The organism is Geobacter sulfurreducens PCA (assembly GCF_000007985.2).
Classification (GTDB): domain Bacteria; phylum Desulfobacterota; class Desulfuromonadia; order Geobacterales; family Geobacteraceae; genus Geobacter; species Geobacter sulfurreducens.
Map to the genome: position 1 here is coordinate 1,981,476 of NC_002939.5, position 19,261 is coordinate 2,000,736.

Annotated in this window: 18 protein-coding genes and 1 tRNA gene; 5 read left to right on the forward strand and 14 right to left on the reverse strand. The window is 58.9% G+C overall.

Features of this window, described 5'->3' with window-relative positions:
* Nucleotides 1-5: 5 nt before the first annotated feature.
* A complete protein-coding gene (locus tag GS_RS09110) occupies nt 6-1,367 on the reverse strand; it encodes a UDP-glucose dehydrogenase family protein (RefSeq protein WP_010942461.1) in 1,362 nt (453 codons plus the stop codon).
* A gap of 164 nt (nt 1,368-1,531) precedes the next feature.
* Between GS_RS09110 and GS_RS09115 the strand changes: the two genes are divergently transcribed.
* On the forward strand, nt 1,532-2,101 hold the full coding sequence (locus GS_RS09115; protein ID WP_010942462.1) for a Slp family lipoprotein: 570 nt from the start codon (nt 1,532-1,534) through the stop codon (nt 2,099-2,101).
* Nucleotides 2,102-2,164: 63 nt separating this feature from the next.
* Here the strand turns inward: GS_RS09115 and GS_RS09120 are convergent, their stop codons facing one another.
* The 6 genes from GS_RS09120 to GS_RS09145 form a co-directional block, all read right to left on the reverse strand.
* Entirely contained in the window at nt 2,165-3,364 is a 1,200-nt protein-coding gene (locus GS_RS09120) for a cofactor-independent phosphoglycerate mutase (protein WP_010942463.1), read from the reverse strand.
* Nucleotides 3,365-3,432: 68 nt separating this feature from the next.
* Nucleotides 3,433-4,320 carry a site-specific tyrosine recombinase XerD gene (xerD, locus tag GS_RS09125; protein WP_010942464.1) on the reverse strand — a complete coding sequence of 296 codons (888 nt, stop codon included), beginning with the start codon at nt 4,318-4,320 and terminating at the stop codon, nt 3,433-3,435.
* Nucleotides 4,317-7,025, reverse strand: a complete 2,709-nt coding sequence (gene glnD / locus GS_RS09130; RefSeq protein ID WP_010942465.1) for a [protein-PII] uridylyltransferase — start codon at nt 7,023-7,025, stop codon at nt 4,317-4,319. The genes xerD and glnD overlap by 4 nt, the downstream gene beginning before the upstream one ends.
* Nucleotides 7,026-7,064: 39 nt before the next feature.
* Complete coding sequence (locus GS_RS09135) at nt 7,065-8,435, reverse strand: N-acetylmuramoyl-L-alanine amidase (RefSeq protein WP_010942466.1); 1,371 nt, start codon at nt 8,433-8,435, stop codon at nt 7,065-7,067.
* 4 nt (nt 8,436-8,439) lie between these two features.
* Nucleotides 8,440-11,055 (reverse strand): DNA mismatch repair protein MutS, encoded by a 2,616-nt coding sequence (gene mutS / locus GS_RS09140; protein WP_010942467.1) that lies wholly within the window; start codon nt 11,053-11,055, stop codon nt 8,440-8,442.
* A gap of 154 nt (nt 11,056-11,209) precedes the next feature.
* Nucleotides 11,210-11,284 (reverse strand) — tRNA-Cys (locus GS_RS09145).
* Between the two features lie 198 nt (nt 11,285-11,482).
* Here GS_RS09145 and GS_RS09150 point away from each other — a divergent pair.
* Nucleotides 11,483-11,668: a hypothetical protein gene (locus tag GS_RS09150; RefSeq protein WP_010942468.1), complete on the forward strand. Its 186-nt coding sequence runs from the start codon at nt 11,483-11,485 to the stop codon at nt 11,666-11,668.
* A 6-nt stretch (nt 11,669-11,674) separates the two neighbouring features.
* Here GS_RS09150 and pgsA read toward each other — a convergent pair whose 3' ends face one another.
* Together pgsA and GS_RS09160 are read right to left on the reverse strand one after the other, a co-directional pair.
* Complete coding sequence (gene pgsA / locus GS_RS09155; protein ID WP_010942469.1) at nt 11,675-12,268, reverse strand: CDP-diacylglycerol--glycerol-3-phosphate 3-phosphatidyltransferase; 594 nt, start codon at nt 12,266-12,268, stop codon at nt 11,675-11,677.
* 8 nt (nt 12,269-12,276) lie between these two features.
* The gene (locus tag GS_RS09160) at nt 12,277-12,885 is read right to left on the reverse strand and encodes a lytic transglycosylase domain-containing protein (RefSeq protein WP_010942470.1); all 609 of its coding nucleotides are present in this window, start codon (nt 12,883-12,885) and stop codon (nt 12,277-12,279) included.
* Nucleotides 12,886-13,098: 213 nt separating this feature from the next.
* On the opposite strand from GS_RS09160, the gene nadB reads away from it, so the two are divergent.
* Genes nadB through GS_RS09175 form a run of 3 tightly spaced genes read left to right on the forward strand, consistent with a single transcriptional unit; the run spans nt 13,099 to nt 15,207 of the window.
* The gene (gene nadB / locus GS_RS09165; protein WP_010942471.1) at nt 13,099-14,694 is read left to right on the forward strand and encodes an L-aspartate oxidase; all 1,596 of its coding nucleotides are present in this window, start codon (nt 13,099-13,101) and stop codon (nt 14,692-14,694) included.
* A gap of 7 nt (nt 14,695-14,701) precedes the next feature.
* A complete protein-coding gene (locus GS_RS09170) occupies nt 14,702-15,013 on the forward strand; it encodes a chorismate mutase (RefSeq protein WP_010942472.1) in 312 nt (103 codons plus the stop codon).
* Entirely contained in the window at nt 14,998-15,207 is a 210-nt protein-coding gene (locus GS_RS09175; RefSeq protein WP_010942473.1) for a hypothetical protein, read from the forward strand. The genes GS_RS09170 and GS_RS09175 overlap by 16 nt, the downstream gene beginning before the upstream one ends.
* A 2-nt stretch (nt 15,208-15,209) precedes the next feature.
* Here the strand turns inward: GS_RS09175 and amrB are convergent, their stop codons facing one another.
* The 5 genes from amrB to GS_RS09200 form a co-directional block, all read right to left on the reverse strand.
* The gene (gene amrB / locus GS_RS09180) at nt 15,210-16,013 is read right to left on the reverse strand and encodes an AmmeMemoRadiSam system protein B (RefSeq protein WP_010942474.1); all 804 of its coding nucleotides are present in this window, start codon (nt 16,011-16,013) and stop codon (nt 15,210-15,212) included.
* A gap of 74 nt (nt 16,014-16,087) precedes the next feature.
* Nucleotides 16,088-16,675 (reverse strand): SMC-Scp complex subunit ScpB, encoded by a 588-nt coding sequence (gene scpB / locus GS_RS09185; RefSeq protein WP_010942475.1) that lies wholly within the window; start codon nt 16,673-16,675, stop codon nt 16,088-16,090.
* Nucleotides 16,662-17,468, reverse strand: a complete 807-nt coding sequence (locus GS_RS09190; protein ID WP_010942476.1) for a segregation and condensation protein A — start codon at nt 17,466-17,468, stop codon at nt 16,662-16,664. Before GS_RS09190 ends, scpB begins: the two co-directional genes overlap by 14 nt.
* Nucleotides 17,465-18,448 (reverse strand): tryptophan--tRNA ligase, encoded by a 984-nt coding sequence (trpS, locus tag GS_RS09195; RefSeq protein ID WP_010942477.1) that lies wholly within the window; start codon nt 18,446-18,448, stop codon nt 17,465-17,467. Before trpS ends, GS_RS09190 begins: the two co-directional genes overlap by 4 nt.
* Before the next feature lie 66 nt (nt 18,449-18,514).
* The gene (locus GS_RS09200; RefSeq protein WP_010942478.1) at nt 18,515-19,195 is read right to left on the reverse strand and encodes a site-2 protease family protein; all 681 of its coding nucleotides are present in this window, start codon (nt 19,193-19,195) and stop codon (nt 18,515-18,517) included.
* Between the last annotated feature and the right edge of the window lie 66 nt (nt 19,196-19,261).

The following is a 19,261-nucleotide window of genomic DNA, read 5'->3' on the forward strand; positions in this document are numbered from 1 at the left end:
GTCGCCTACTTTTCCACGAAGCCGGAGCCGTTGCGGCCGATTCCGTGGTAAATGAAGCCCATTTCTTTCAGGCGGCGCGGATTGTAAAGATTGCGCCCATCAAAGATGACCGGCGTTCTGAGCTGCTCGGCGATCCGTTCGAAATCGGGGTTGCGATACTCGTTCCACTCGGTAACGATGGCGAGTGCGTCGGCACCGGCAAGGATGTCGTAGGGACTGGAACAGCTGTAGGCAATGCGATCACCGAAGATTTTTTGCGCCTCCTTGACCGCCTCGGGGTCATGGGCGCGGACCGAGGCTCCCTCCGCCAGCAGCCGCTCGATCACGACAATGGAAGGTGCCTCGCGCATGTCATCGGTGCGCGGCTTGAATGACAGGCCCCACACGGCAATGGTCTTGCCGGCGAGGGGACGTGACTCTCCTGCCCGATCTCCGGAAAAGTGCCGGAGGATCTTCTCGGGGATGAGCATCTTTTGCCGCTCGTTCACCTCTTCAACCGCCTTGAGAAGCATGAAGTCGTAGCCGCACTCTTCCGCGGTCCGAACCAGGGCCTTCACGTCCTTGGGAAAGCATGAACCGCCGTAGCCCACGCCGGGAAACAGAAAATCGTAGCCGATGCGCGAATCTGACCCGATACCTTCCCGGACCGCGGAGACATCGGCGCCCATCCGTTCACAGAGATTGGCAATCTGGTTCATGAAGGAAATCCGCGTGGCAAGCATGGCATTCGCGGCATATTTAGTCATCTCGGCACTGCGTACGTCCATCAGGATCATACGGTTGGTCTTGCGCATGAAGGGGGAATAGAGCTCCTTCATCAGTTCGGCGGTCCGCACGTTGTCAACGCCGATGACGACACGGTCGGGCTTCATGAAGTCGTCAATGGCCGCCCCCTCCTTGAGAAACTCGGGATTGGACACCACATCGAACTCATAGCTGACGCCGCGACGGTCCAGTTCCTCCTGCACGGCGCGCCGCACCTGATCGGCCGTGCCGACCGGAACGGTGGACTTGTCGACGATGATTTTGAACCCTTCCATGTGGCTCCCGATGGCGCGAGCCACATCGAGCACGTACTTGAGGTCTGCGGACCCGTCTTCACCCGGCGGGGTACCCACGGCAATGAAGTTCACCAAGGATGTCTTCACCGCAGCGGCGAGATCGGTGGTAAAGGTTAGCCGCCCCTCAGCGCTGTTGCGGATCACCATCTCCTTGAGCCCCGGCTCGTAGATAGGGATGACTCCCTCCCGGAGTCCGGCTATTTTCTCTTCATTTACATCCACGCAGACAACGGTATTGCCGCTTTCGGCAAAACAGGTTCCGGCAACGAGCCCCACATAGCCGGTGCCAATGACGCAGATTTTCATGAACGCCCTCCAGACGGAAACATCAGCGGATTTTTATAACATGGAAACCCCGGTCACTTCCAGAGATTTCCGTATCCCGGCAGCGTCAAGGAGACGGGGACCGTCGTGGACTTTTCCCCATGTTCGGCTACCATTATGGTCAGACAGGAGAAAGGAGGCCAATCATGAACAGATCGTTCAGGTTGGTGATGATGGTCCTTGCATGCGTCGTCTTGGCGGCATGCACACGGGTTCTCAGCGACGAGGCCAGGCGCCTGGTGGATCCGACCGTAACCTTTACGGGACTGAAGGCGAATCCTGACGCATTTCTGGGGAAATACGTCATGCTTGGCGGGGTCATTGTCGACACGAAAAACAACAGTGATGGGGGGCAAATCGAGGTAATGCAGGTCGGTCTCGACGAAAGCGGCATTCCCGGCGACACCTTCCGCTCGGAAGGACGGTTCCTCGCCACCTCCGCACAGTTCCTCGATGCGGTGATCTTCAAACCGGGACGTCTGGTGACCTTGGTGGGAGAGATCAAGGGTAAAAAGGTTCAGCCTCTTGACGAAGTGAACTACAGCTACCCGGTGGTTGCCATCAAGGAGATCCACGTCTGGAAGAGCCAGGACTATGACAGTGGATATCCCTATCCGACGCCGGCACCCTATTACTACTACGATCCCTACTGGTACGGAGTCTGGCCCGGACCTTACTGGCACCGCCCGCTCGGTCCCGTCTACCGCAGGTGGTGAGCACCCTCCCTCGCGTCGAATCAAGAAGGGGCGGTCTTTGCGACCGCCCCTTCCGTGTTCCCCCTATCGGTCCAGCATCATCTCCATGAGTCTGAAGCCGTCCTCGACCACCAAGCCGGCTGATCTGGCCGACTCTTCGTCGTAACCGGCCACGCCGGCGTTCTCCGAGGTTTCCCCGCTGAAGAGGACGAACGGAACCGGAGCGTCGGTGTGAGTCTTGAGCCGCAACGGCGTCGGGTGATCCGGTGTGCAGAGGATTCGGTACGATCCGAACTTTTCCATGCCCGCCATAATTGGACCCACGACCCGGGCATCGAAATCTTCGATGGCCTTCAGCTTGTGCTCCAGGTTGCCGCCGTGACCCGCCTCATCGGGGGCTTCCACGTGGAGATAGACGTAATCGTGCGCCTCCAGCGCCTCAAGAGCAGCAGTTACCTTTCCCTCGTAATTGGTATCGATATAACCGGTGGCGCCTTCAACTTTGATCACGTCCAGACCGGCGCACACGCCGATGCCGCGCACCAGGTCCACCGCGGAAATGACGGCGCCCGTAAGGCCGAACTTTTCGTGGAAAGATGCCATCCGGGGCGCCTTGCCATGCCCCCAGAGCCAGATGGAGTTTGCGGGAACCTTTCCCTCTTCGAGCCGGCGCCGATACTGGGGATGATTGTTGAGCACGAGCTGCGAGGAGTTCATGAGCTCTATCAGTCGCTCCGCCCCCTCCCCCTTTGGCAGGTGTTCAAGGATGCTCTGCCCGGAAATATCGTGAGGGGGGACCACAGTCATGCCGCATTTCCCATTGCGCCAGACCATGAGATGACGGTAGCCGACCCCGGGATAAAACTGGAATTCATCCGTGCCCATTACGCCCTGGATCGCCTCGATGAGCTCCCGGCCCTCGGCGGTGGAAATGTGACCGGCCGAATAATCATTCATGACGAGCGTACCGCGGGTCGGTGCCAGGTTCACCAGATTCACCCGAAAAGCAACGTCGGCAGAGCCCAGTTCTACTCCCATGCTGGCAGCTTCCAGGGGCGAACGCCCAGTGTAGCAGGCGCGGGGATCATAACCGAACACCGAAAGGTTAGCCACATCGCTGCCGGGGGGATATCCCTCCGGCACGGTACGGGCGAGACCGATCCTGCCCCGCCGTGCCATGGCGTCCATATGGGGAGTCCGTGCCGCCTGGAGCGGCGTTTTCCCGCCCAACTCCTGCATCGGCTCATCGGACATGCCATCTCCGAGTAACACAATGTACTTCATGCCAGTTCCTTTCATCACAGGATCACGATTTCACTTCACGTTATCATCTCCGCCCCCTGGCCGACGTTTCAGCCGCGCGGGTGGAATTGTTCGTGCAGACGCTTCAGCCGTTCACGGGTAACATGCGTATAAATCTGGGTTGTTGAGAGATCCGCATGGCCGAGCATGGCCTGCACGCTCCGTAGGTCCGCCCCGTTTTCGAGCAGATGGGTGGCGAACGAATGCCTGAGCGTGTGGGGCGAAATTCCCTTCAGAATGCCGGCCTGCCTTGAGCGCTTTTTTATTATATTCCAAAAGGCCTGGCGAGTCATCCGTTCACCGAGCCTGCTCAGGAAAAGAAAGGGACTCTCCCCGCCCCGACCCAGTTGAATCCTAGCCGAGGAAAGATAGAGCACTACGGCTGCACAGGCTGATTCGCCCATGGGGACCAGCCGCTCTTTTTCCCCCTTGCCCACGGTCATTAGGTAACCGGCTGAGGTATTCACATCCCTCGTGCGCAGCCCCACCAGTTCGGAAACCCGGAGACCCGTTGCATAGAGAAGCTCCAGCATGGCCCGGTCACGCACCTCGATGGGGGCATCACCGGCCGGCGCGGCCAGAAGCATCTCCACCTCCCGGCCGGTCAGGACCTGGGGCAGCTTGGCGAGAACGCGGGGCGCTTCAATAATGCTGGTGGGATTGGTTTCGGCATACCCTTCCACCAGCAGGAAACGGTGAAACATCCGTACTGCGGACAGGGCGCGGGCACGGCTTCTGGCGCCGAGTCCCGACTCCTTGAGGTGCGCCAGGAAATCCGCAACATGGAGGGGGCGGATTGCGGCAGGATCACCTCCCGCGTGCTGCTCGACATACCCCAGATAACGGCTCAGGTCCCTGGCATAGGACTCCACCGAATTGCGGGCAAGCCCCTTCTCGACCACCAGATAGCCGAGAAAAAGATCCAGATGCTGATTCATTCCGGCTGTTCAACCGCGACACGGAGCTTTTCCCGGATCTCCTCCAGCCGCTCGACACTGGTGATCTTGTGGCCAAAGATATCCTTCACGTAAAAGACGTCCGCCACCTGGTCAACTTTGGTAGAAATCTTGGCAATTCCGATGTAGAGCCCCAGATCCGTGAGCGTGCTTGTTATCCGGTAGAGCAATCCGACCTTGTCGTGGGTATAGATATCGATGACGGTATAGTCCGACGACACCTCATTGTCGATATCAACCCGCGAGGGAAAGCGGGGTTTGGGCCGCTCCGTCAAAAGCGTCGGCCTCTGGCGCTTAGCCACGAGGGAAGCCACCCGAATTTTTCCGGTCAGCACCTGGCGCAGGTCTTCGTCGACCCGGCTCCAGCGGCTTTCCTCGATTATCATGAATCCTTGCGGCGAATTAACCTGAAGGATATCGAGGACTTTACCATTGGAGCTGGTGTGTATCTGGGCACCGAGAATATTGATGCCGTTGGCGGCCATGACCCCGGTGATCATGGAAAACAGGCCGGGGATATCCCAGGTGCAGATGGAATAGGTAGAGTAGCCGCCTTCCTGCACGTGCGTTACATGCGTGAGGACACCGCCCGGTTCGAGGGCATGGAGAATCTTCACGTGCTCGGCAATGACAGCCGCGGGGTTGGACAAAAGATGTCGGATAGTCATGGCGCGAAGCTCTTCCCTGACCGCTGCGGCGGGATACTCGTCGCCCAGAAGCTCGACAACCTTCCGCTTGACCTTCTTGACCCGCTCACTGTGCGCTTCGAGCCGGAAATCGCCCCGTTCGAGAACGTTAAAGGCTTTCTCGTACAATTCCTGAAGGAGTCTCGCCTTCCATTCCGTCCAGACATCCGTGCCCACCGCCCTGATGTCGGCATAAGTCAACAGGTAGAGCATCTTCAGGTTTTCGCTCTTTTCCATTTGGCGAGCGAACTGCACGATCATCTTCTCGTCGTGGAGGTCGCGACGCTGGGCAATGTGAGCAAAGAGCAGATGCTGCCGCACGAGAAACTCCAACCGCTCGCTATCCTCCTTGGAGAGCCCCATGCGCCGGGCAATAGTGGGCATCATGGCCGCGCCTTTTTCCGCGTGTCCGCCCCCCTCGCCCTTGCCGATGTCGTGGAACAGGACCGCGAGCAGGAGCAGCTCCCGCTTGTCTACCTGACGTGCCAGCGAGGTAAGCAGCGGCAGTTCCTTTTCGTGCTCTCCCCGGAGCAGCTTGACGATCTCCTCCACGGCAAAGAGCGAATGGATGTCAACCGTGTAGATATGGTAGAGATCATGCTGGACCTTGCAGTAAATGTGGCCGAATTCGGGAATGAAATGGTTCAGGAATTCCAGATGATGCATCAGGCGGAGCGTTTCGGGCACCCCCTTATCGCTGCGGAGGATGGCAAAGAACGACTGGTTCACCTCTCGGCTACGTCGGAACTTGTCGTTGACCAGGTGGAGATTCTTCCGGATCAGCGACTTTACGGCAACGCTGATCTCCACGCCGTGCTTCTGGGCATACTCGAAAATCTTCATGAGCCGGGCCGGCTCTTTCTCGATTACCGATTCATCAGGGATGACAAGCTCTCCCTTGAGGATGTAAAACCCCTCACCGATGGGACGGCGAATAAAGTACCCCAGGATCTTGAAGGCCCCTTCTTCCTTCCTCATGCAGCGGGCAATGAGCGATGAGGCCAAGTGTTCAACCCGGTTGGCGTGCAGGTAGTAGTCCCGCATGAACTCTTCAACGGCAAGAGTCCGCGCCGAATCCTCGTAGCCGAAAAACGACGCGAGTTCCGTCTGGGCCTCAAAGGTGAGCTGATCGTTCTTGCGGCCGGCGAGGAAGTGGAGTTCGTTCCTGACGCGCCAAAGATAGGAGAGAGCCTCGTGATAGGAGGCAAGCTCCTCCTCGGACAGAATCCCCTTCACCACCAATTCCTTGGGATCCTTCACCTTATACTTGATCTTCATGACCCAGAGAGCTGTATGAAGATCCCGCAGCCCCCCTTCGCTCTCCTTCACGTTGGGTTCCAGAAGATAGACCGATGAGCCGTATTTCTCCCTTCGCTTGCGCAGTTCCGCCACTTTGTCCCGGATGAACGAATCACTCTTCTTTGCCAGGATCTGGGTCAGCATCACCTTCTCGAACTCGCGGAAAAAGACCCGGCTGCCCGCCAGCACCCGCGAGTCCAGAAGTGCGGTTCGTACTGTCAGATCCGAACTGGCCATCTCCACGCAATCCTGCAGCGTGCGGACGGAATACCCAACATCCAGGCGCATGTCCCACAGGAAATAGAGGAGCTTCTGGGCAATATCCTCTACCCTCGCGGCATCCTTGCCGCCATAGAGGAACATCAGGTCAATGTCCGAATGGGGGTTCAGTTCGCCTCGCCCATAGCCGCCGATGGCCATGAGCGTCAGGTGCTCGCGGCCCCTCCCCGGCTGGGCCACGTCCCGCGTGATGCTCCGGAAAAGCTTGCGGATGAGGGTATCGGTCATGGCGGTGATATGCTTCACTACCGTGGTGCCGGCCGCCCCGCCGCGGTGGACGGATTTGATCTCCTCGCGGTAATGAGTGAGGAAATGCTTGCTGGCGGCAAGGTAGAGCGGGCGCTTTTCCTCAAAGGATGCCCGGCCGGAGTCACCGCTCTCCTGGGAGGTGTCGGGAAAGTATCGGTCGATGTCGAATTGCATATCACCTCGATGTCTTAGGGTGCGAGTTCCGACTGCCGTTTACTTGAGGCTGGAGATGTACCCCTTGACTCCCTCCAGGATGCCCTCGGCGGCTTGCTCCTGGTAAGAAGAATCCTTGAGGCGCTCTTCTTCGGCCTCATTGCTGATGAATGCCGTCTCTACGAGGATGCTCGGCATGGTGGCGCCAACAAGCACATAGAACGGGCCCTGCTTGACTCCCAGGTTCCTGGTGGACGGATACTGCCCGTGGAGCTTACGGTAGAGAGCCTTCTGGACCTCCTCGGCCAGATGGGCGGAATCATTGAGCTTGTAGTTGGCCATGAGGTCGAAGAGGATCGCCTGGAGAAGGCTCACCTTTTCCAGGGACGTACCGTTCTCGCGGGCCGCCAGCTGTGCAGCCTTCTCGGTCTTCGCCAGGTTGAGATAATAGGTTTCGATGCCCGATGCCCCCCGGTTGAGCGAGGCATTGGCATGAATGGACACAAAGAGGTCGGCGTTCACCTTATTGGCGATGGCGGTTCGCTCCTCCAGGGGAATGAAAACGTCAGTGGAACGGGTCATGACCACATCAATACCGAGCTCATCGCGAAGTTTCTCCGCCAGCTTGAGCCCGATGGCCAGCACCACGTTCTTCTCTTGGGTCCCATGGGCGCCCACCGCGCCTGGATCGTGGCCGCCGTGGCCCGGATCCACCACGATGCGCCTGATTTTGCCCGGTTTGAAACGGGCTCCAACACGGGGCTTCTCGTCCCTCGGCTCGATTTTTTTCGGTTCGGCCGCCACTGCCGGGGCCGGCTGGATTTGCTCCGTGAGACGGCTGATCTCCAGGGGACGCACCCCCTTCACATCAATGATGATCCGGAAGGGATCCGACAGGGGAAATACCTTGTAATCCTTGACATTTTCAACATCGAGCACTACCCGTACCACGTCAGCGCGGTACTGGCCCACGCGGGCGGTCTTCAGCAGGCCGTCGCCGATAGAAAGATCCTTCACGCCGGGACCGAGGCGCGAAGCGTTCAGATCGATGTAAATGCGAGAAGGATTGGCGTCGGACACATGCTGCTTGATCTGGTTGGATTCAAACCGCACCTCACGGTCCAAGGTTATGGCAACCCGCGTGTAATCAGGATTCGACCAGTAGCGGATCTCCGTTACCTGGGCCCGCGCCTCGCCGGTTGTAGCACCGGCACTTTCAGCGGCCGTGGTGGTTCCGGCCGTCCGTGAATCGGCCCCGGCCTTTTTCGTCTCGGCCGCCTTGGTCGTAGAAGTCTTCTTTCGTGCCGCCTCCTTGGTCACCGTACCTTTTTTCGAGGTTTTCTCCTCCTTTGCGTGAATCTCCGCAGCGAAGAGCAGACTCAGGGACATCAGTACCAAAAAGAAACCATATGCCAGCGTGCTTCGCATCACGACCTCAGACCATCCTTTTCAATTCGTCCAGGATATTGAGCGCTTCAAGGGGGGTGAGAGCTGCAATATTCAAACCAGCAATCCGGCGACGCAGCAGGTCGTCCCCCTGGTCGAAGAGGGACAGCTGCGGCGACGGCTTCGGCGCTCCGGCCCTTTTCCCCCGGGCGATGCGCGGTATGCCCCCTTCGGCATACTCTCCCTTTTCGAGGTTATGGAGAATCTCTTTGGCCCGCTCGATAACCTCCTGCGGAAGTCCGGCCAAGCGGGCCACCTGAATACCGTAGGAGTGGGAGGCCCCTCCCTCGACGATCTTGCGGAGAAAGATTACCTGATCGTTCCACTCCTTCACCGCCACATTACAGTTCTTGACCCGGTTGCGTGTCACCGCAAGCTCGGTCAGTTCGTGGTAGTGGGTGGCAAAGAGGGTCTTTGCCGCACACCGCTCCGTGTCGTGCAGATACTCGGCCACGGCCCAGGCAATGGAAACACCATCGAAGGTGGATGTTCCCCGGCCGATCTCATCGAGCACGACCAAGCTGCGCGGCGTTGCATTGCGCAGAATCGCCGCGGTTTCCATCATCTCGACCATGAAGGTCGACTGGCCCCGCGCCAGATTGTCCGATGCGCCGACCCGGGTGAAGATGCGGTCGACCACGCCGATGCTGGCTTCGTCGGCAGGCACGAAGGACCCCGTCTGGGCCATGAGAACAATCAGGGCCACCTGTCGCATGAAGGTCGACTTACCGGCCATGTTGGGACCAGTGATGATGACCAACTGGTTCTCACCGTTGTCGAGCTGCACATCATTGGCAACAAACCGCTCGGACCGGTTCAGGGCTTCCACCACGGGATGGCGGCCGCCGGTGACGACGATGGCGTCCCCTTCGTCCACCGTCGGCCTGACATAGCGATGGTCGTGGGCCACGTCGGCCAGGGCCGCCAGCACGTCCAGAGTCGCAAGCCGGTCCGCAGTGCGGGCGATCCGCTCCCCCTGGGCCGCCACCCGCTGGCGGATATCCTGGAAGAGTGCGTATTCCAGCTCAACGATCCTGTCTTCGGCCCCGAGCACTTTTTCCTCGTACTCTTTCAGCTCAGGCGTGATGAAACGCTCGGCATTGGCCAGGGTCTGGCGCCGGATGTAGTCGTCCGGGATGGCTGACAGGTTCGACTTGGTCACCTCGATGTAATAACCAAACACCTTATTGTAGCGAACCTTGAGCGACGAAATACCGGTGCGCGCCTTTTCCTGGGCTTCAAGGCGGGCAATGAACCCCTTCCCTTCCCGGCTGATGCTGCGTAGTTCGTCAAGCTCGGAGTGGTACCCTTGCGCGATGATCCCCCCTTCACGGAGAACAAAGGGAGGATCTGGCACGATGCCACGGCCGATCAGCTCCTCCACGTCCGCGAGGAGATCAATCCCGTCGCGCAATCTGGCCAGGAGCGTTGAGGCTGCCGGCGTCAGAAGGGCAATGAGCGACGGCAACCGTACCAGGGAAGCGCGCAGGGCGACCAGATCTTTGGCCGAAGCCGAAGCGAGGCTGATCCGGCCGTTAAGCCGCTCCAGGTCATAGACGCCGTCAAGGGCCGCCCGAACCCCCTGCCTGAACTCGGCATCAGCGACCAGCTCCTCGACCGCATCAAGTCGTTCGTTTATTTTTTCTATGGATACAAGCGGATAATTAATCCACTGTTTGAGCTTCCTCCCCCCCATTGCCGTCACGGTCCGGTCCAGCAAGCCAAGGAGAGAGCCGCGCCGCTTTCCATCGCCAATGGTGGCGTTCAGCTCCAGGTTGCGCCGGGAAGACTCGTCCAGCACCAGGAACTCCTGGGTACGGTACGCCTGAAGGTAGCTGATATGGCGAACGTCCCCCTTTTGGGTCTGCTGCAGATAGTGGAGCACCGCGGCAACGGCCCTGAGGCCGCAGTCCATGCTGCCGCACCCAGCCGCCTCCGCAGAGGCGACACCAAAATGATTACGCACCATGCGTTCGGCATACTCGGCGTCGTACACCCATTCATCAACATAGCTGAGCATCCGCCCCGCCGCCAGGTCCGGGCGTTCACTCCCCGCCCCCCCGTCCCTGAACGAAAGGGGCATCAGGATTTCACGGGGGTTGACGCAGGCGACCTCCGCCCACGCGGCATCGGCTGAATCAGTTTCGGTTACTCGGAAATCACCTGTGGAGAGATCGAGATAGGCAACCCCCCAGCGGTCCGGGCCGGGGAAAAGAGACAGAAGATAATTATTCTCCTTGGGAGAAAGGCTTTCGGCGTCAATCACCAGGCCAGGGGTAACCACCTTGACCACTTCCCGCTTGACGATCCCCTTGACGCTTTTTGGGTCCTCGACCTGTTCGCAGATGGCGACCTTCTCGCCCGCCTCGACCAGTTTGGCGATATACGGTGCCGCCGAATGAAAAGGGACACCGCAGAGTGGAATGTCGGCACCGTCGCCCCCCTTGTTGCGCGAAGTCAGGGTGATGTCAAGGATACGCGATGCCTTGACCGCATCGTCAAGGAACATTTCGTAGAAATCGCCCAGACGAAAAAAGAGGATCGCGTCAGGATGATCAGCCTTGATCTCCAGATATTGGCGCATCATGGGAGTAAGTTCGGACATGGGAAAAACCTTGCTGCCGGTGGAATTGAAGGGGTATCGTAACAGAAAAATCCGTCCGTTGCAAAACCGAAACCCCCTTTATCATCAGGTTCCATGGCCGATCCGTTGTGAAAAACAAAAAAGGGGCTAGCATGAGCTAGCCCCTTTTGCGTACTGGAGGCGGCGACCGGATTTGAACCGGTGAATAAAGGTTTTGCAGACCTTTGCCTTACCACTTGGCGACGCCGCCGATCATCAAATCGGACTTTGGTTTATACCGGTTTTGTCATCTCCTGTCAACGTCAAAAAATGGCATCGATGAGCCAGCCAAGGCCGCTTCCGGGATACCGGCTTGACAGACAGCAACTTTGCATGAAAAAATGCGCCCTTCGCGGGACCATGTAAAACTTTGAACAAAAACAGCATCGTAGAGAAAGGAAAACACGTCATGGCTGAGCAAACTGCATGCAGTTGCGGAGAAAAACATCAGGGACATCTCTGCGTCCTCAAGAGCAAGGGACTCATGGACGAAGTCCGGCACCTGACATCATCGCCCACGGTATCCTGTTTCATGTGCGGTGCTGAGGCTAACTCGGCCGACAATGTCTGCGAACCGGTGCCGCTGGACAAATAGCACCCGCTAGCGGGCAATAACCTTGGTGAACTTGACGAGGTAGTCGACACCGGACCAGATGGTAATGATGGTGGCGATCCAGAGGTAGAACATCCCCACGTTATGCATATTTACGTAAAGATAGGGATGATCGATGCCGAAGAACCAGTGGTAATCGAAGTGGAGCAGGATGCCGAGGATGGCCACGATCTGAAAGATGGTCTTGAATTTACCCAGATCACTGGCCGGGATGACGATCCCTTCGGTGGAGGCGATGCCGCGCAGGCCCGTAATGATGATTTCTCTGCCAAGGATGACCAGCACCATCCAGGCGGGTATTCTGTTGAAGGGAAGAACCATGATCAGTGCCGCCATCACCATCAGCTTGTCGGCAATGGGATCGAGAAACTTGCCGAACACCGTGACGATCTCCATCTTGCGCGCCAGGTAGCCGTCCAGCCAGTCGGTGACCGAGGCTATTGCGAAAACCGCTGCTGCCCAGAAGCCCGCTTCTTTCGAGGGCGAAAGCAACAGTACCGCCATGACCGGAATCAGGGCAATTCGGACAAGGGTCAGGATATTGGGCACGTTCCAGATGGTGCTGGCGGATTCGGGGGCCATTGGCTGTCTCAATTCGTCTGGTAGGATTTCTGGTAACTGAGCACCCGATCAATATAGGTGCGGGTTTCCTGGTACGGGGGGACGCCTCCGTACTGGGCAACCCTCGACATGCCGGCATTGTAAGCGGCTAGGGCCAGGGTCACATCCCCCTTGAATGTATCAAGGAGGAAGCGGAGATAACGCACTCCCCCCTTGATGTTATCCTTGGGGTCAAAGGAGTTGGCAACCTTCAGGTCCTTGGCTGTTTTCGGCATCAGCTGCATCAGGCCGCTGGCCCCCTTGGGGGACAAAGCATTGGGATTATAGCCCGATTCAGCGTGAATAACCGCTTTTACCAGGGAACGGTCGACACCGAATTCAAGGGCGCACTGATCGATAATCGGCTCGAACTCCTTGGGATCGCGGGCGCAATTAGCCAGCCGAAAGGTTGTCCGGAGCTTCTTGTCGCGCTTGATGTCGCGCATGAAGACCTTGAAGCGCTTATCGGTGGGGGCGTCGGTAAAATGGACGACCCCCTCTTCATCCTCGTAACGGTAGATGTCGGCGCGGGCCGGCGCGACTGCTGCAGAACAGATCATCGCCCCTGCCAGCAACATGATCGTCAACGTCTTTGTCATTACACCTCCACAGCGGTTATGGCATGCGCCGCTGCGTAAAGCCATTCAAAATATAGACCAACGCGATTGCCAATGCAACCCAAAGGGAGCCGCACATCGCCCAAGCGCCCAAAACCCTTGACAAACCACAGACGGGGGAGAATAATCGCCCAGTTATTCCGTTTACACACAAACCCTGCTGTTACTTTTCCTTTCCCTTCTAGGAGACACGCAATGAAGATCCAGAGCGATTTTCTGGTCATTGGCAGCGGAATCGCCGGCCTCGCCTTCGCGCTCCAGGCAGCGCGTCATGGAACCGTCGCAATAGTGACAAAACGCGAAGTAACCGAGTCGGCGACGAATTACGCCCAAGGTGGAATCGCATCGGTTTTTTCCCAAGACGATACTTTTGACGCTCACGTGGAAGACACCCTGGTCGCCGGCGCGGGTATCTGCCACGAAGACGTGGTCAGAATGGTGGTGGAGGAAGGCCCGAAGGTCATCAGGAACCTGATCGAATGGGGAGTGCAGTTTACCCGCAGCGGCGAGGCCTTCGACCTGACCCGCGAGGGCGGTCACAGCCAGCGGCGCATCCTGCACGCCGACGACGTCACCGGCCGCGAAATCGAGCGGGCGCTGGTGGCGGCGGCCCGGGAAAACCCCAACATCCGCATTTACGAACACCATATTGCCATCGACCTCATCACAGAGGCGAAAGTGACCCGCAAGCGGGTGGCCCCCAACCGCTGCCTCGGCGCTCATGTCCTCGGTATCGAAGACAATGTCGTGAGAACATTCACCGCCAAGATCACCCTGCTTGCCACCGGCGGGGCGGGCAAGGTCTATCTCTACACCTGCAATCCCGACGTGGCCACGGGCGATGGCGTCGCCATGGCCTACCGTGCCGGCGCCACCATCGCCAATATGGAGTTCATGCAGTTCCACCCCACCACCCTTTACCACCCCCATGCAAAATCCTTCCTCATATCCGAGGCGGTGCGTGGCGAAGGGGCGATTCTGCGGCGTCGCGACGGCACCGCGTTCATGGAAAAATATCACAAGCTCAAGGACCTGGCTCCTCGCGACATCGTGGCGCGGGCCATCGACAACGAGATGAAAACCCATGGGGAAGACTGCGTCTTCCTTGACATTACCCACAAGGACCCCGAGTACGTCAGAAATCGCTTCCCCAACATCTACCAGACCTGCCTTGAGTTTGGGCTCGACATGACCAGGGATCCGCTGCCGGTGGTTCCCGCAGCACACTATCTCTGCGGTGGGGTGGCCGTGGATGCCAACGGCGAAACCGATATCCGCTACCTTTATGCGATCGGCGAAGCCGCCTTCACCGGCCTGCACGGGGCAAACCGCCTGGCGAGCAACTCCCTGCTTGAGGCCGCGGTCTATGCCGGACGCGCCTATCAGCACGCAGTGGAGGAACTGCGGCAGAACCACTTCGAATTCCCGGTCATTCCCGAGTGGGATTCAGGCACTGCCACGGATAGCGACGAGATGGTGGTCGTCTCCCAGAACTGGGACGAAATACGGCGCTTTATGTGGAATTACGTGGGAATCGTCCGTTCCGACAAGCGGCTGGAGCGTGCCCTGCGGCGCATCCGCCTCATCCAGGAGGAAATCGAGGATTACTACTGGAACTTCACCGTAACTTCCGACCTGATCGAGCTGCGCAACATCGCCACCGTGGCCGAACTCATCGTCAAGTGCGCTCTCCAGCGCAAGGAATCCCGGGGACTCCACTACACCATCAACTACCCGGAACGCGACGACATCCACTGCAGACACGATACCTTCATCAAGAAGCAATTCTGAGGCGGCAATGACCATAGACCAGATACGCCAGGAAATCGACCGGCTGGACAGCGAACTGCTGCGGATCTTCAACCGTCGGGCAGGGCTTGCCCTGGAAATCGGTGCCATCAAGAAAGACAAGGGGTTGCCGGTCTATGACCCGACCCGGGAAAAAAAGATCTTCGAGCGGATGCAACGGGAAAACACCGGTCCCCTGGACGACGGAGCCATTGTGCGGCTTTTCGAACGGGTCATTGACGAATCGCGGCGACTGGAACGAATAATGACGCACCGCGGGGAATCCGACGGCAGGAAGGAGCCATCATGCTCATCATCATGAAAAAAAGCGCCGATGAAGAGGCGCTCGTGAAGATAAAGGAATATCTGATCAACCGCAACTTCGACATCCACCAGTCCACCGGCGCCAACCGAACCATCATCGGTGTCATCGGTGACACGGAAACCCTGGATGCCCCCACCCTGGAGCGGATGCCCGGCGTTCTGCAGGTGGTCAGGATATCCAAGGAAGAGTAGGCTTAATAGACCGCAACCGCCGCGTAGGCAACCACCTGCCTGTTGTCCCCCGTGACATCGCCACTGGTTCCGTACCTGATCAGTTCCGCCCGGGACGCGCCGAGCTCCCGAGCCGCCACCAGCATGACCGTCGACGGGATCACCCCGCACATGGTTATGCCCCGTTGCCGGCACACCTTTAACAACCCTTCGGCGTCCAGCGCCAGCACACACGAAAGCGCGGCCTCATCCTTGAGCCGGGCACTCTCCGCCGACTCGTAATGGGTCATGTCGGAGCTCGCCACGATCAGGACCTCCTCGCCATAGGCAGCAATTGCCCGGGCCAGCCCCTCCCCCACCTGGCGACACCAGCCATACCCGCCGCCACCCAGACACATCGGTACAATGGCAACATCACTATTGAGATAGCGCAGGAACGGCACCTGCACCTCCAGCGAATGTTCGAAGCGGTGGGCAATTACATCGGGTTCCGCCTGGGGCACGTGTTCAAGAACGAGCGAGGAAAGCCGCTGCTCGATCGGGACCTCCCCCAGAGGCGACAACCATGTTCCGTCGGGGTAGAGCGAGGCGGCAGCGCCAAGGCCATGATGGTTGGGTCCGAGGATGACAACGGTGCGGGGGATGACAATCGAACCGTAGACGGCGCCGGCAATGGCGCCGGAATACATATAGCCGGCGTGGGGGGCGATGACGCCGGTTACGCGGCGCGGGGCAGGCACGGGCCGGATCAGGTGGCCGAGCTCCTCCCTGAGCCTGCGGGGATCGTCGGTATAGAACTGTCCGGCCACTGCTGGTTGACGTACCATGGCATCCTCCTTGACACCCGTAACCTCGTGCCGCCCCCCTGTGGCAACGTGTCGACGTATAACGTATACCACATTTACGGCTCTCTGCCCTCTTCCGGAGGAGCAGCCAGCGGCAGTTCCTCCTGCTGCTCGAATACCGCGGTTTCGGAAAGCTCGCGGATCTCCCTGAGTGACGGCAGACTCTTCAGGTCCTTCAGGGCAAACAGTTCGAGAAATTCGCGGGTGGTGCCGTAGATGAGAGGTTTCCCTGGAATATCGCGCTTGCCGAGAATCTTGATGAGCTTCTTCTCCAGAAGGGTCTTCAGCACCCCGCCCGAATCAACCCCGCGCAGGTACTCGATTTCGGCTCGGGTGACCGGCTGACGGTAGGCGATGATGGCCAGTGTCTCCAGAGCAGACTGGCTGAACCGGGCCGGCCGGGCCTTGGTGAGCCGCCGGATCACATCTCCGTTGCCGGCGGGAGTCCGGAACTGGAATCCGCCCCCCACCTCAGCCAGGATAATACCCCGGCCCTCTCCGCCATAGCGTTCCAGCAGGCGATCAAGAGCCTCGCGAATAGCGGCCCGGTCGAACTCCTCCAGCAATGAGCAGAGACGATCCAGAGACAACGGTGTCTCTGAAACGAAAAGCAGGCTTTCCACAAGGGACTCAAGCCGGTGCATCAGTCAACTCCCCGGCGGCATCCGCCGAATCCGACACTGCCGGCGCGATCCAGATGGAGCCGTAGCGGCTCGCCTGAACGACCCGCACCATCTTCAACTTGCACAGCTCAAGCACGGCCAAAAAGGTGGCAACAAAAAAATCCCTGTTGGAGCCCTCGGGGAAAAGATCGTCGAACAGGAGCGACTCCTTTCCCTCCAGAGCGGTGAGGATATCGTTGATCCGCTCGGCAATGGTAATCGACTCGGAGCCCACTTCATGAAAACTCTCCTGGGAAACCCGGTCGAGAACCCGCCGGAAAGCCTCGATCAATTCGAACAGCTCCACCTCTACCGGTTCCTCCTCGGGAGCCGGTTCGGGCTCATCCCCCGCTGCGGCGCGCACATGCACGTCGCGGCCGAGCAACTCCCGTTCGGACAGGGTGAGCGCGGCCTCCTTGTACCGCTGGTATTCCAGTAGCCTGCGCACCAGTTCCGCCCGCGGGTCGGCCTCTTCATCCTCTGCGCCGGGCTCCTCGTCGGGCGCCGGCAAGAGCATCCGCGACTTGATCTGGATCAGGGTGGAGGCCATGACGATGAAATCGCCGGCCACCTCCAGGTTGAGCTCCTTCATCATGCGTATGTACTCAAGGTACTGGCGCGTGATGGTGGATACCGGGATATCGTAGATATCCACCTCGTTCTTCTTGATGAGGTGCAGGAGTAGATCCAGGGGGCCTTCGAACACCTCGAGCCTGACCGTATAGGGCGAGGCGGCTCCTTCAAGGCCGAGTGTGAGGGTTTCCCCTTCACTCATAGTCTGATGGCGTCCCGCACGTCGGTCATGGTCACGGTTGCCTCGCGGGCCGCCCGATCGCTGCCCTCGGCCAGAATCTCGTCCACCAGTTCCGGACGGGCCGCAAGTTCCACGCGCTTGGCGCGGAACGGCGCAAGTGTCTCCACAAGATGGCGGGCAAGGATCTTCTTGCAGTCCACACAACCGATCGTTGCGCCACGGCAGGACTCGACGATCTCGGCCCGTTCGTCGTCGGGAACATAGAGACGATGTAGGTTGAATGCCACGCACCGGTCCGGCTCGCCCGGATCGCTGCGGCGGACCCGCTGGGTGTCGGTCACCATGGACATGATTTTTTTGCTCGTCTCTTCGGCAGTCTCGGAGAGATAGATGGAATTACCGTACGACTTGCTCATCTTTCGGCCGTCGAGGCCGAGCACCTTGGGGGTCTCCGTAAGGAGCGCCGCCGGTTCGGGGAAAACTTCACGGTAGAGGTAGTTGAAGCGGCGGGCGATCTCGCGGGTTATCTCCAGGTGGGGCAGCTGGTCATGTCCCACCGGCACCTTTGCCGCCCGGTAGAGGATGATGTCCGCCGCCATGAGGACCGGATAGCCGAGGAAGCCGAAGGTGGAAAGATCCTTGGCGTCAAGGTTGTCCTGCATTTCCTTGAAGGTCGGGTTGCGCTCAAGCCACGACACGGGCGTAATCATGGAAAGAATCAGGTTGAGTTCCGCATGCTGGGGCACGAGACTCTGGCGGAATATGACACTTTTGGCCGGATCGACCCCGAAGGCAAGCCAGTCGAGAACCATTTCGCGGATGTTCTCGAGAATTGCGCCGGTATTGTCATACTCGGTGGTGAGAGAATGCCAGTCAGCGGCGAAGAAGAAACATTCATACTCCTCCTGAAGCTCACGCCAGTTTGCCAGCACCCCGTGGAAATGGCCGAGGTGAAGCTTGCCGGTGGGTCTCATGCCGCTTACTATCCGCTTGTTGCTCATTACAGGCTCCTTACCGGCACGGGACAACGGTGGACCATCGCTTCATCCACCGGGTCCGCGCACCTGTTATCTCATCAGAAAATGCGTGACATTGTACACCAGTCCGCTTTGGGGCCCGGCGAGGATGCTGATGCCCAAATCCACCACCGGGGAGATGACTTTCTCGAATATATTGGTGAAAAAAACCAGCAGGATGATGACGATCATGCCGTAGGGCTCAAACCGCGCCAAGGCCTCGGCCTGCCGGTAGGGCAGAAGCCCCACGGCCACGCGGCCGCCGTCCAGGGGAGGCACCGGAATCAGATTGAAGATGCCCAGGAGCAGATTGATGTAGACCGAAAAGGCAAGCATCAGCACGATCGGGTCGAGGGCCATCTGAAGGGGCGAACTATCCGGCAGCATGCTGCCTGCAGCGGCCAGTCCGCGCATGGCCATGGCAGACAGAAAGGCCAGCGTGAAGTTGGTAATGGGCCCGGCGGCCGCAACCCAGACCATGTCCCGCTTCGGATTACGCAGGTTGCCGAAATTGACCGGAACCGGCTTGGCCCACCCGATGCCGACAATGAAGACCATGAGAGTACCGAAGAGGTCCAGATGCTTGAGAGGATTCAGCGTGAGCCGGCCCATGAAGCGGGCCGTCCGGTCGCCAAGGCGATCGGCAATGAAGCCGTGGGAGACTTCGTGGCAGGTGATTGCCATAAGGGCCGGCACGAGCATGATGGAGAGCTTGAGAAAGAAGTTTTCCATGTGTGGGGCTTTTCACCTCGTAAAATCGGTCATTTCTAACAGATATGGGGCAGAAAGTCAACGAGG

Excerpts from the sequence above, each read along its gene's own strand:
- GS_RS09200 (WP_010942478.1), bottom strand. The coding sequence starts at position 19,195 with ATGGAAAACTTCTTTCTCAAGCTCTCCATCATGCTCGTGCCGGCCCTT.
- GS_RS09160 (WP_010942470.1), bottom strand. The coding sequence starts at position 12,885 with ATGACAAAGACGTTGACGATCATGTTGCTGGCAGGGGCGATGATCTGT.
- glnD (WP_010942465.1), bottom strand. The coding sequence starts at position 7,025 with ATGCAATTCGACATCGACCGATACTTTCCCGACACCTCCCAGGAGAGC.
- GS_RS09190 (WP_010942476.1), bottom strand. The coding sequence starts at position 17,468 with ATGAGTGAAGGGGAAACCCTCACACTCGGCCTTGAAGGAGCCGCCTCG.
- GS_RS09175 (WP_010942473.1), top strand. The coding sequence starts at position 14,998 with ATGCTCATCATCATGAAAAAAAGCGCCGATGAAGAGGCGCTCGTGAAG.
- GS_RS09120 (WP_010942463.1), bottom strand. The coding sequence starts at position 3,364 with ATGAAGTACATTGTGTTACTCGGAGATGGCATGTCCGATGAGCCGATG.
- mutS (WP_010942467.1), bottom strand. The coding sequence starts at position 11,055 with ATGTCCGAACTTACTCCCATGATGCGCCAATATCTGGAGATCAAGGCT.
- xerD (WP_010942464.1), bottom strand. The coding sequence starts at position 4,320 with ATGAATCAGCATCTGGATCTTTTTCTCGGCTATCTGGTGGTCGAGAAG.
- amrB (WP_010942474.1), bottom strand. The coding sequence starts at position 16,013 with ATGGTACGTCAACCAGCAGTGGCCGGACAGTTCTATACCGACGATCCC.
- pgsA (WP_010942469.1), bottom strand. The coding sequence starts at position 12,268 with ATGGCCCCCGAATCCGCCAGCACCATCTGGAACGTGCCCAATATCCTG.
- GS_RS09170 (WP_010942472.1), top strand. The coding sequence starts at position 14,702 with ATGACCATAGACCAGATACGCCAGGAAATCGACCGGCTGGACAGCGAA.
- GS_RS09115 (WP_010942462.1), top strand. The coding sequence starts at position 1,532 with ATGAACAGATCGTTCAGGTTGGTGATGATGGTCCTTGCATGCGTCGTC.
- scpB (WP_010942475.1), bottom strand. The coding sequence starts at position 16,675 with ATGCACCGGCTTGAGTCCCTTGTGGAAAGCCTGCTTTTCGTTTCAGAG.
- GS_RS09150 (WP_010942468.1), top strand. The coding sequence starts at position 11,483 with ATGGCTGAGCAAACTGCATGCAGTTGCGGAGAAAAACATCAGGGACAT.
- trpS (WP_010942477.1), bottom strand. The coding sequence starts at position 18,448 with ATGAGCAACAAGCGGATAGTAAGCGGCATGAGACCCACCGGCAAGCTT.
- nadB (WP_010942471.1), top strand. The coding sequence starts at position 13,099 with ATGAAGATCCAGAGCGATTTTCTGGTCATTGGCAGCGGAATCGCCGGC.
- GS_RS09110 (WP_010942461.1), bottom strand. The coding sequence starts at position 1,367 with ATGAAAATCTGCGTCATTGGCACCGGCTATGTGGGGCTCGTTGCCGGA.